Here is a 12,287-nt window from a genome sequence, read left to right as displayed (position 1 = left end):
GCACTAAATTAATTCCGCCAACAGGTAGCTATATAAATCAGCACTGAGACTTCTCTCACATAACATCAGCCATTGAGGTGTATCATTGTCTTGCCAAACAATGTAACCACCATTGACAAATTGGACCGGCATTTGATAAATAGTTCGTTATGCCATACAGATGTCGTTTTCAAGCAACACTTTATATATCAACGACATACGCTGCATTTTACATTTAGTAAACAGGACCGGCGATAGCGGAATGAACACAATTTATCCCTTTTTTCTTGTTTATTCCGAAATTCATTCATAAATTTGCTACGATATTGAGCAGAATACTTTAATAAACCTTATTTTAATATGAACATAACAGAAAGATTTCTCAACTATGTGAAGTTTGACACACAGTCGGCTGAAGAGAGTCAGACAGTGCCAAGCACCAGTAAGCAACTGATATTCGCCGAATATCTTCGCGACGAACTGAAGGCTGAAGGATTTGCCGACGTGGAGATGGACGAGCAGGGATATATCTATGCCACTCTCAAGGCGAACACCAAGAAGGAAATTCCTACTATCGGATTCATCAGCCACTACGACACATCACCTGACTGCAGCGGCAAGGACGTGAAGCCACGCATCGTGAAGGCATACGACGGCGGCGACATCGTGCTCTCTGAGGGTATCGTGTCATCACCAAAGAAATTCCCTGAGCTGCTTGCCCACAAAGGAGAGGACCTCATCGTGACCGACGGCCACACGCTGCTCGGTGCCGACGACAAGGCCGGTATTGCTGAAATCGTGCAGGCCATGTGCTGGCTGCGCGACCACGACGAGATAAAGCACGGCGACATCCGCATGGGCTTCAACCCGGACGAGGAAATCGGAATGGGCGCCCACCACTTCAACGTGGAGAAATTCGGATGCCAGTGGGCATACACCATCGACGGCGGCGACCTGGGCGACTTGGAATACGAGAACTTCAACGCTGCCGCTGCCAAGATAAACATCAATGGAGTCAGCGTACACCCTGGATTCGCCAAAGGCAAGATGGTGAACGCCAGCATGCTCGCCACTGAACTCGCAGGCATGATGCCTGCCGACGAGAGACCGGAGACCACTGAGGGCTACGAGGGCTTCTATCATCTGCTGGGCATAGAGAGCAACACCGAACACGCCAAGATGTCGTATATCATACGCGACCACGACCGCAAGAAGTTTGAGGACCGCAAGAAGTTCATCGTTTCTGTAGTAGACAAGATGAACGAGAAATACGGTGAGGGAACGGTGGAGATTGCCGTTAACGACCAGTATTACAACATGAAGGAGAAGATCGACCCGAACATGCACGTCATCGACATCGTGTTGAAGGCAATGGAGCTTTGCGGCGTGCCACCAAAGGTGCAGCCGATACGTGGCGGCACCGACGGAGCACAACTCTCGTTCAAGGGTCTGCCTTGTCCTAACATCTTCACCGGCGGCGTGAACTTCCACGGACCATACGAGTTCGTGAGCATCCAGGTGATGGAGAAAGCTATGCAGACAGTGGTGAAGATTTGTGAGCTCACCGCTGGATACAACGACTAAAGTTTCCTTATTAGTATCATAGTATCATTCCAGACCGCCGCCAAGCCCCTAAAACATTATAGGCTAAGGACTTAACCCGATGATACTTTTCTGGATATTTTACAGAAAAGTATCATTAAAGTATCATAGAAGTATCATGCCTTTGGGCATCCCGTATTTTCCTCACACCAGGGGGAAGACATCCCCACATTAGGGGGTTCTGTTCCCCACGGCGTGGGGGAAATCCGAGGTCTATATTTTATGAATTACAAGTATGTATTTTAGAGATTACAAGTCTATGCTTTACGAATACAAGTATATGTTTTATCCATAGAATACAGCGTTATATGTACATAACGGATATGTGACGTAGATGGTTGATGACTATTGTTGAAAAATACCATTGTGCTGTGAATTCGTGATACTATGGTATGGTTTGATAGGATACAGAAAAGCTGCAAAAGACCAAATCGGATAATTCCTTCTGCCACATTTTTGTTTATACTGATTATAGTTCGTACCTTTGTGCCATAATCCATATTATGAATTAAATACAGATATGACGCAAACAGTATGAGCGAATTACCACACCTTATAAAAGATCTTGCCCTTATTCTCGTTGTGGCGGGAATAGTGACTATTATTTTCAAGAGGCTGAAGCAGCCACTTGTCCTCGGATATGTGGTTGCCGGCTTTCTGGTAAGTCCCAACATGCCCTACACCATGTCGGTGGTTGACATCGCCGACATCCACACATGGGCAGACATCGGAGTGATGTTCCTGCTCTTCTCGCTGGGACTCGATTTCTCGTTCAAGAAGATTCTCAAGATGGGTTCGTCGCCCATCATTGCCACGTGCGCCATCGTGTTCTGCATGATGGCGCTGGGCATCACCGTGGGACACGCCTTCGGATGGGGACGCATGGACTGCATATTCCTCGGCGGAATGCTCGCCATGAGTTCCACCACTATCATATACAAGGCGTTCGACGACCTCGGACTGCGGCAGCAGCGCTTTGCCGGCATGGTGATGAGCGTGCTCATCCTTGAAGACATGCTCGCCATAGTGATGATGGTGATGCTCTCGGCATTGGCATCGGGAGCCAACCTCGACGGCGGACAGATGCTGGGCAGCGTGGTGCGCATCGGGTTCTTCCTCGTCTTGTGGTTCGTGGTGGGCATATTCGCCATTCCGTGGCTGCTGCGCTCGTCGCGCAAACTGATAAACAGCGAGACGCTGCTCATCATATCGCTCGGTCTATGCTGCGCCATGGCAGTGGTGTCTACACAGGTAGGATTCAGCAGCGCCTTCGGTGCGTTCGTCATGGGTTCCATCCTTGCCGAGACGATAGAGGCAGAGAAGATAATAAAGCTGGTGGAACCGGTGAAGAACCTCTTCGGAGCGATATTCTTCGTCTCCGTAGGTATGCTCGTCGACCCGAAGATTCTCGTGGAATACAGTGTGCCGATTCTCGTTCTCGTGATGACAATCCTCGTCGGGCAGGCCCTCTTCGGCACCTTCGGTTTCCTCATCAGCGGACAGTCATTGAAGTCTGCCATGCAGTGCGGATTCTCCATGGCTCAGATCGGTGAGTTCTCGTTCATCATTGCCTCGCTCGGACTGTCGCTCGGCGTCATCGGCAATTTCCTCTATCCGGTAGTGGTGGCGGTGAGTGTCATCACCACATTCCTCACGCCATATATGATAAGACTCTCCACACCGACCTACAACAAGCTGGAGAAGCATCTGTCAAAGGACATCATACATATACTCAACGACTTCGCCATCAGCCGTCCCTCCTCTGCCCCACAGGGCAACTGGCGCAAACTGCTGATACAGCTGTTCAGAATCACTCTGGTATATTCCATCCTCTCCGTAGCGGTGATAACGCTGATGTTCACCTTCGCCCTTATCCCGCTCCGCCAGATACTGCCCCACTGGTGGGCAAACGCCACATGCGGACTGATGACGATTGCCATGATAGCGCCGTTCTTGAGAGCCATGGTGATGAAGAAGAACCACAGCGAGGAGTTCAAGGCGCTGTGGCAAGAGAACTGGATGAACCACGCTCCGCTCATCGTCACCATCATCGTGCGCTTCATGATAGCCATGGCTTTCATATTCTATATCTGCAACTATCTCACCCGCTTCACCCATGCGCTGATGATAGTCATCGCCGTTACGATGGTCACACTGATGGTACTGTCGAGAAGACTCAAGAGGAGAAGCATAGAGATGGAGAGGATGTTCATACGCAACCTGCGGTCGAAAGACATCGAAGCACAGGTCTACGGCCACAAGCGTCCGCTCTATGAGGGCCATCTGCTCGACAGAGACATTCATATCTCCGACTTCGACGTGCCGGAGGATTCACGCTGGGCTGGCAAGACACTGGCGGACATGAAACTGAGGGGGCGGTTTGGAGTGAACGTGAGCAGCATTCTGCGCGGCACCCAACGCATCAATATCCCCAACGGCGACAACCTGATATTCCCGGGCGACAAGCTGCAGGTGATCGGCGACGACGACCAGCTGACTGCCTTCGGCAAGGCATTGCGAAGCGACCTCCACCCCGAAGATCCCGACATAGAGAAGAGGGAGATGAAACTGCGCCAGCTCGTGATATGCCGGGACGGGCAGTTCTTCGGCAAGACCCTCTCTGAGAGTGGCATCCGCGACGAATACAACTGTATGGTGGTGGGTATGGAGGAAGGCGAAGAGGCTCTCTCGCAGCTCACTCCCGACCATAAGTTTGCTGATGAAGACACTATCTGGGTGGTAGGTGAAAAGGAAGACCTGGAACGGCTGCAGAAGGCTAACAGGATTAAACCCAAATCGGTCATTAAGACGACGCTCTTCGAGGTATTCAAATATCTCGGCATCAAGGATATCGCTTACAACCAGCCTAAGTCTCTCCCCTACCCAACGGAGAATCCATGGGCATAAGCCCAAACGGCCATCAGGGCTTAAGAACAAGGTCCTGACTGCAAGACTACGTTATCCAGACTGCAAGACTACGTTATCGTGACTTGCAGTAAAACTGATACAGACTGCCTGTTATAACATTCTGATTTGCGAGATGACAGTTCATACTGCAAGTCAGCTGAAAGACACAGACAGAAAAGATAAACCCAAGATACGGAAAATCCCGTTTCCTGCAAAACTCAAGCTTAGCTTCATTTGCCGGAAACGGGATTTTTAGTTTATCCCCATCGGTCATTAGGGATTGCCGGGATATTAAACCCAAATCGGTCATTAGGACGTTTAAAGTGTAATTTTAATAACTGCTTGCAGTCTTTTGTTTTTTATAAGGTGTCTTTTGCTTGTTTTTAATTCGCAATAGCTCGCTATTACTCATTAAAAGCCAAACAAAATCCACTCTTCTAAAATAACAAAATCCAAGCAAGCCCTAATAACCGATTTGGGTTAAAGAGGATTCCAATTCTTAATCCTTGATTGCCTTGCAGATGAGATTCTGCTGACTTCAGCCCATCCTGTCCTATATAGCCCATCAAGATCTTACCCTTTCTATTTTAAAACACCAATAAAAGAGAATAATAACAAGAAATGAATCCAAAGATCAGAGGTACGATTTGCGGCATCCTCGCCGCTGTCAGCTATGGCACTAACCCGCTTGGTGCCCTGAACCTTTATGCCGACGGTTTGAACACCAACTCAGTGATTTTCTATCGTTACGCCTTCGCCACACTGATTCTCGCAGTGATGATGGTGGCACAGCGCAAGTCGTTTGCCGTGACGCTACGTGAGATAAAGACGTTGGCAACGCTCGGCACACTGATGGTGGCATCGTCGCTGACATTGTTTTTCAGCTTCAATTTCATGGATGCCGGCATCGCCTCCACCATCCTGTTTGTATATCCCGTGATGGTGGCAGTGATAATGGCAGTGTTCTTCAAGGAGCGTGTCACGGCAGTCACCGTAGTCTCCATCATCCTCGCCCTCAGTGGCATCAGTCTGCTATACAAGGGTGGCGACGGAGCCACACTGTCCACCATCGGCGTGCTCTTCGTCATCATATCGTCGCTCACCTATGCCGTGTATATCGTGGTGGTCAACAAGTCGTCGCTGCGCCTGTCGTCGGTCAAGCTCACGTTCTATGTGCTCTTCATCGGCACGTTCATCCTCATCGGCTATTCCTTCGTAGGTCCCGACGCTCGGCTGCAGCCGCTCACCTCCATGCACGAACTGGTGTATGCCTTGGTGCTCGCCGTATTCCCTACGGTGATATCACTGGTGCTCATGGTAGTAGCCGTACACGACATCGGCTCTACTCCTACTGCGGTGATGGGAGCCTTGGAACCTATCACGGCGGTATGCATCGGCATATTCGTCTTCGGCGAGGCTTTCAGCATGCGTCTCGGCATCGGCATCCTGCTTATTCTGACTGCCGTGATTCTTATCGTTACGGGCAAATCCCTGCCTACGCAGCATATCACATACGTATTCTCGCGCATCGGCAATAAAGTGAAGAAGAAATGGAGATGGAAGAGCTGAACAGGAACCATCATGACCATAGAACCCATCCTGACCTTCCCAAAGGACAACCCATCCTGAAAAATCCAAGCAAGCCCTAATAACCGATTTGGGTTAAAAAGCGGACAATGGAATCCGCTGAAACCATTGTCCGCCCTGACGATAACTAAATAAACATTTATTGATTTTTACAAATCAGAACATGAGAATTTTCATTTGATACATCATGTCAGTTCGCTTTCACGAACATGAACTGATGTGTGATGTCGTTGAAGTAGATGTCGTATGTTCCGGCAGGAATAACGATATTGTCACCATTGGCCTCTGCTGTATATATCATACCGGCGAGAGAAGTAGTCTTTCCACCCCAGCTGATAGTCCATTCGTGGTTAGAACGGAACTTCAACTCTGTCTCTGAAGAGAAGGTGTGGTTGATATACCAGTTGTGTGGTGCAGTCTGCTCCATGTCTACATCACCCTTCCATTCGTTGAAGCCTCCGATAAGGCTGACAGTATTGAATGCTTCAGGTGACTGGTTGTCGAGCTTTGTCCATGAATAGGTCTTTGCCGCCATATCGATTGTCAGCGTGTAGTAAGCACCCTTTTCAGGACAAACGAAAGCATTGGCGCCACTGTTAATGAGAGCACCCTCCATGTTTTTCTCTCCGTCGGTTACGCTACCCCATGCAACATCCCAGTTGCCGATGCCGGCACGGTTCCATATCTTCAGGTTGGCGTCGCCGGTCCACTGCGTTGTGATAGAAGCCTTAGAACCGCTCTCGTTGTAGAAAGCAACCTTAGAAGCAGACTCTGCGTTCCATCCATACACACCGCCTACCATATAATAAGAGTCAGCTCTTACCACACTGTAGCTGTAGTCAATCATGTTCAGCGTAATGACGTATGTGCCAGCCTCGGCAATCTTGCCGGCCTGTGGGTTATCAGTAACGAGAGTACCCTCGGCATCGGTAGAACCGTCCTTGACTGTACCGACCACACCCTGCTGCCAGATGTTGTTGGCATCAAGATTCTCCTGTGGGATAATCTTCCAGTACGTGTCGTTCTTTGTCGTTGTCACGGTGAATGTGAAGAAAGGATCCTCATAAACGTCCTTGTCAGAACGAGAGAACTTATACCCGGCAAGTTTGTTCACATCCGTAGTCCAGTCGTTGAAGTCGCCGATAAGATAATAAGCCTTAGAGATGAACGGAGCCTTTGGAGCCACGTTGATATTGATTTCTCCTGCATCCACGAGCAGAGCCTGTCCGTTTGCCATCACGTCAGAATATACGTGAACCTTGAAAGGACGAGCTGCCGGACGCTTTCCGTAAGCCTTCACCACAGCGGTCTGCAATGCCGTGCTGTCCACTGTACCATCGTTGTTTGCCTCCAGAATCTGTGGCAGGTCGTATGTTGCAGCCTCATCAGTAGGAGTGATTATCATGCGGGTCTTGTTGAGCTCTGTTCCCTCTGGCAGAGCAGCCTCAGAGAGGTTGAAAACCTTCACGTTCTCACCAGGGTTGGCAAGGTTGACGTCGCCGGCAGCTGTCGCTGTGAAACCAGGAATGGTGATGGCGTTCTCCTGTCCAAATCCCTGAGGATTGGTCCAGTCGTCATAGTCGCCGTTGCAGCTTGCGAAGGAGAGTCCCACCAAAGCTGCCAAGCTATATAATAATGTCTTTTTCATTGTTGTTTGTTTTTTGTCGTTTGAAGGAGAGAGACAGGACTCAAGCGAAAGAGTCCCATCCACTCTCTTTCTGATTATAAGTTTATCAAACATGTCGGATATATAAGATTTTCAAGTCTTATAAAGATCCGGCAATTCCACCTTATTTCATCTCACCGGTGTTCTTGTCGAAGTTGACATAGAGCTTCTGACCAGCAGAGCATTTCACTGAATAATCATCGCCTACGTTTGTAGCCCAGTTGTCAACGATGTTGTCCTTGCGGAAGAACAGGCTGCCGTTGTAGAGAGTGAACTCTGTGCGCCACCACTCCAGTCCAGGGATGCGGATGTAAGCACGAAGCTCTCCGCTGGCTGTACAAGCAGGAGATACCCATTCGCCTGAATTGTCGGCAGGAGCCTGCATAGCGAGAGCATCGTTTGCCTCGCCCCAATTTCCGAAGGCTGCACCAATTACGTAAGCCTTGCCAGGATAGATGTGCAGAGTGTAGTTGATGCTCTTCTTGTCAGAAGACATAACACCATCGAAGTGCAGAACATACCATCCGCCCTTTGCAAGCACGATATTGTCGTCGTCGTTGCCTGAAACGCCTGCTTCAGCCTGGTCGTCGATGGTGATCTTTCCGAATCCGCGCCAGTCTTCCACGAAAGTGCCCCACTTGAATGAACCACCATCCGGTACGTAGACCATAGTGTAATACTGTCCTTCCATACCATATACCGGAGCCACCTGTTTCCAGCTTTTCCAAGCGTCCTGGATAGAAGAGCCAACGACATAGAGACAAGCAGGATATTCAACGTCAGGTGCCTGATATTCGGCACGTACAGAAGAGAGAGTGATGACATTAGAATATGTCTCACCGAGATTCTCTATCATCGATCCGTCGATGATGGCACGCAGTCTGATATAAACAGGCATTGAAGAAGGAACGTCGGCATCTGGGTTAGCCTCCTGATAGAGGTCTACCAATGCGTTGTTCATCTCCACGGCGTTGGCTGCCATCTTTGCAGTTGTGAAAGAAGTGGACAGCTCCTTGAACTTGGCATCCTTGTTTCCTTCAGCGAATGTAGGGTCGATGGATACCTGTACGAAATAGCGCACTACGTATGGCACTCCGTCGCCATAGTTAGGCTGGGTGCATGTCAGCTCCACTCCGTCAGAATTGGCGAGGTCGTATGTGTTGCCAGCGTAAGCCGGTGTGTTGAGAACGAAGCCCTCTGCCACATGGCTCAAATCGAGCGTAGGGTTGCAGTCGTCGTCTTTGTCGCAGGATGCGAACAAGAACGGCAGGACGAGCAACGGAAGCATCATTATTTTATTTATATATTTCATGATACGTTTTCTTTTATGATTATAAAACATGTTTTCTATTCTCTCTCCCCCTGATTAATAACCAGGGTTCTGATGCAAGTTGGCGTTACCGGCTATCTCGTTGGCTGGTACTGGATAAACGTTGTAATGTGAATCAACACCTACTCCATTTTCCTGACCGCCCTTGAAGCTCCATACATACTGGCTGCTGGTGAAGAGACCGAAACGAACGAGGTCGCTGCGGCGGCGTCCTTCGAGATAGAACTCACGACACCACTCGTCGAGGATGTAGTTGAGGTCGACAGACTGTGCGATGTTTATTCTGTGGGCACGATCCTGCAGCTTCTGGATATCCTTCAGCGCACCTTGCTTGTCGCCGAGACGATAGAGAGCCTCAGCACGTGTGAGGTAGATTTCGCCAAGACGGAAGAGAGGAATGTCTGTATCACAGAAGTTGTCTCCATGAGCGGCAGCACCGTCGGTACGCACGTTAGACCATTTCACGATAGAGAGTCCGTCGAAGAAGTTCTTGATTGTCTTGTCTGGCGACAGGCGGCGCACACCACCTGCGAATCCTCCGTAGAGAAGTGCACGGTCGTCACCAGCCTTGCGGACCATCTCCTTAGTGCTTGCACCGAGTGCCTCGTCCATCTTCAGGATGTCTGCCTCTGTGAGTTTGGATGCGTCGAGGTTGTTGTCCTTCAGATATTTGTCGTATGACTTACTGCAAGCGTCGTTGTCGGCATTCACCACGTCGAGGCTTGGAATGAACTTGCCAACCATGTCTTTGCGTGCAAAGATACACTGCCATGGGTTTGACTGATAGTAGTAAGGCATTCCGCTGCAGCGTGTTCCGTTGATAAGCATTGTGGAACCACCATGACTACGTGCCTTTGCTCCATCCTGGCGGATAGGGAGGATAATCTCCTTCATAGCCTCCGGATTCTCGTCGTTGTCAGCCATGAAGAGCTGCTGATAACCGGTGTATCCGTTCTTTGGCTCCTTGGCGAGTTCGTAGACGTTTGCCGAGATGATCTTGTCGCAATAGTCCTTTGCCTTCTGGTAGTCGTTCACCTGTCCGTCGGTGTATACCATGGCGTTGAGTGCGAGACGGGCATGCAGAGCGTAGGCTGCACCGCGGTCGGCACGGCCGAAGTCTTTGCTGTTGCAGTATGCTCCCACTTCTTTCATCATTGGCTCTATGGCTGTCAGCTCCTGGTCAATCCAGTTGTAGAGGTCGATGCCTACCTTCTCGTCAGGCAGTTCTCCGTTGAACTCGAGTTTGAACGGTGCTCTACGGAAGAGGTCGAGGAACTCGAAGTAGTTGAGAGCACGCAGGAAACGAATCTCTGCAATCTCGTCGTCAGGAAGTTTGCCTGTCTGCTCAGAGATAAACTGGTTGTGAAGCGTGACATCATAGGCAAGGCGCTGGTAGCACCAGTTCACACGTGGAGAAGCTGATGTCCATGCCATGTTTGTAATCGGTGCCATGTCTTCATTGTCCTGCCATGCCCATATGATCTCGTCGGTGTTGAGTTCGTTGAGGTTGAACACCGTGCGGTAGAAACCGCTCTCACCCTCATCACCACTCATGTCACCGTTACCGTCAGGACCCTTCTGACCGGTGAGTCCTAATGAGGCATATTGCTTGGCAAGGAGCTGCTTCACATCATACGATGATGAAGTCTGTGGATCTATTGGTGATATATTCAAGTCGTCGGCACATGACATTGTCCCTAATGTCAGGAAAGCCAAAGCCGCACTCTTTAAAATTATATGTTTCATAATTGTAGTTGTTTATTTTGTTAGTTGACGAGGAGACAAGCAGACGAGTTGACAAGGAAATTTACCTTCCTCTGCTATATGATGCTTAGTAATTTCCAGTCCTTCCCTTTTGAGGGAGAATGTTGGTTTTCCAGCATCTTGTCTACTTGTATCTTGTCTACTTGTCTACTTAAAAATTAAAGTTAACACCGAGCTGGAAGCTGATTGGACGTGGATACGGATCGGTATCTACACCATTTGCAACCTCAGGATCGAGTCCCTTATACTTGGTGATGATAAATGGATTCTGCACAGTGAAGTATACACGGCCAGAGAAATAATCCTCTCCCGCATACTTGAGGAGTGCAGGGAATGAGTATCCAAGTGTGATGTTAGAACACTTCAGGAAGGAAGCATTGCGGATGAAGTAGTCGCTGATGCTGTTCATGGCAACTGTCTGTCCTGTGAATCCGAGTGATACGGCATCGCTGAGCACATTCTGGAAGGCTCCAGCCTGTCTCTTCAGACCCTGTTCACAAACTATAGCACAGTTAGCAAGATTGTGATAATATACATAGTTGCCGAGAGATGCTCTGAGCGAGAAGCTGAGGTCCCATCTCTTGTAAAGGAACTTGGATGTGAGACCCATTATCACGTCAGCTGCCGGACTCTTATAGTAGTAGCGGTCGCCATCGTCGATAGAACCGTTACCGTCGCGGTCTACGTAAACGCCCTCGATAGGTTTGCCGTTCTCGTCGTAAACCTGCTGATAAACGAAGAATGAGTTGATAGGATAACCCACCTTGTTGCGCTGCAACCTGTTGTTGTTACCACGGGCAACCTTTGTGCTGTTGACCCAAACCCAGTCACTGTCTCCTGCTCTGAGGGATGTTATCTTGTTCTTGTTCCAACCCACATTGTAGGTAAGATCCCATGTGAAGTCTTTTGTTACCACTGGTTTCACATCGAATGAGAGTTCAAGTCCGTAGTTGCGCAGCGAACCTACATTCTGCAAAAGTTCGTCACCGAGTGTCACTCCGGCATTTGTTGAAACATTAGCCAGAAGGTCTTTGGTGTTACGGATATATCCGTCGAGAGTGAATGTGAATCGGTTGTTGAGAGCCGCGAAGTCCAAACCAACGTTCCATGTCTCTGTCTTCTCCCAAGTAAGGTCTGAGTTATACTTGTTAGGACGCATGGTGTAATAGTAGTCGTTTCCGAAAGGATACTGTGCGAACTGGTCGCTCGTCACGTATACAGGAGCGTATACGAAGTCGTCGATACCGTTCTGCTGACCTGTCTTACCCCAGTCGAAACGTAGCTTCAAGTCGTTGAGCCATGTGGCATTCTTCATGAACGGCTCACTGCTGATCTTCCATGCTACGGCAGCTGATGGGAAGTATCCCCATTTCTTGCCCTTTGCGAAGCGTGAAGAACCATCGGCACGGAACGTTGCGGTAATGAGGTAGCGGTCGAGGAAGTTGTAGTTCA

At 49.4% G+C, this 12,287-nt stretch carries 7 protein-coding genes; 3 read left to right on the top strand and 4 right to left on the bottom strand.

All coding sequences use genetic code 11. The features are described 5' to 3' along the window. The first annotated feature begins 339 nt into the window (after nt 1–339). From pepT to QVO99_RS08535, 3 genes are all read left to right on the top strand, one after another. Entirely contained in the window at nt 340–1,563 is a 1,224-nt protein-coding gene (pepT, locus tag QVO99_RS08545) for a peptidase T (RefSeq protein ID WP_022317192.1), read from the top strand. A gap of 552 nt (nt 1,564–2,115) precedes the next feature. Then, the gene (locus QVO99_RS08540; RefSeq protein WP_022317191.1) at nt 2,116–4,488 is read left to right on the top strand and encodes a cation:proton antiporter domain-containing protein; all 2,373 of its coding nucleotides are present in this window, start codon (nt 2,116–2,118) and stop codon (nt 4,486–4,488) included. 621 nt (nt 4,489–5,109) lie between these two features. Beyond that, a complete protein-coding gene (locus QVO99_RS08535; RefSeq protein WP_022317189.1) occupies nt 5,110–6,057 on the top strand; it encodes a DMT family transporter in 948 nt (315 codons plus the stop codon). Between the two features lie 208 nt (nt 6,058–6,265). Here QVO99_RS08535 and QVO99_RS08530 read toward each other — a convergent pair whose 3' ends face one another. From QVO99_RS08530 to QVO99_RS08515, 4 genes are all read right to left on the bottom strand, one after another. Further along, entirely contained in the window at nt 6,266–7,723 is a 1,458-nt protein-coding gene (locus QVO99_RS08530) for an Outer membrane protein SusF domain-containing protein (protein WP_022317188.1), read from the bottom strand. A 142-nt stretch (nt 7,724–7,865) separates the two neighbouring features. Beyond that, nucleotides 7,866–9,053: a SusF/SusE family outer membrane protein gene (locus tag QVO99_RS08525; protein WP_022317187.1), complete on the bottom strand. Its 1,188-nt coding sequence runs from the start codon at nt 9,051–9,053 to the stop codon at nt 7,866–7,868. A gap of 54 nt (nt 9,054–9,107) precedes the next feature. After that, entirely contained in the window at nt 9,108–10,817 is a 1,710-nt protein-coding gene (gene susD, locus QVO99_RS08520; protein ID WP_022317186.1) for a starch-binding outer membrane lipoprotein SusD, read from the bottom strand. Between the two features lie 169 nt (nt 10,818–10,986). After that, on the bottom strand, nt 10,987–12,287 hold a 1,301-nt coding region (locus QVO99_RS08515), incomplete at its 5' end, for a TonB-dependent receptor domain-containing protein (RefSeq protein ID WP_288177089.1).

Origin of the sequence: Prevotella sp. CAG:592, from assembly GCF_000436015.1 — a bacterium.
Taxonomy (GTDB): Bacteria; Bacteroidota; Bacteroidia; order Bacteroidales; family Bacteroidaceae; genus Prevotella; species Prevotella pectinovora.
This window is presented reverse-complemented; position numbering and strand designations above follow the sequence as displayed.

Bases quoted from the DNA above. Each gene is read 5' to 3' on its own strand.
- pepT (WP_022317192.1), top strand. From the start codon at position 340: ATGAACATAACAGAAAGATTTCTCAACTATGTGAAGTTTGACACACAG.
- QVO99_RS08540 (WP_022317191.1), top strand. From the start codon at position 2,116: ATGAGCGAATTACCACACCTTATAAAAGATCTTGCCCTTATTCTCGTT.
- QVO99_RS08535 (WP_022317189.1), top strand. From the start codon at position 5,110: ATGAATCCAAAGATCAGAGGTACGATTTGCGGCATCCTCGCCGCTGTC.
- QVO99_RS08530 (WP_022317188.1), bottom strand. From the start codon at position 7,723: ATGAAAAAGACATTATTATATAGCTTGGCAGCTTTGGTGGGACTCTCC.
- QVO99_RS08525 (WP_022317187.1), bottom strand. From the start codon at position 9,053: ATGAAATATATAAATAAAATAATGATGCTTCCGTTGCTCGTCCTGCCG.
- susD (WP_022317186.1), bottom strand. From the start codon at position 10,817: ATGAAACATATAATTTTAAAGAGTGCGGCTTTGGCTTTCCTGACATTA.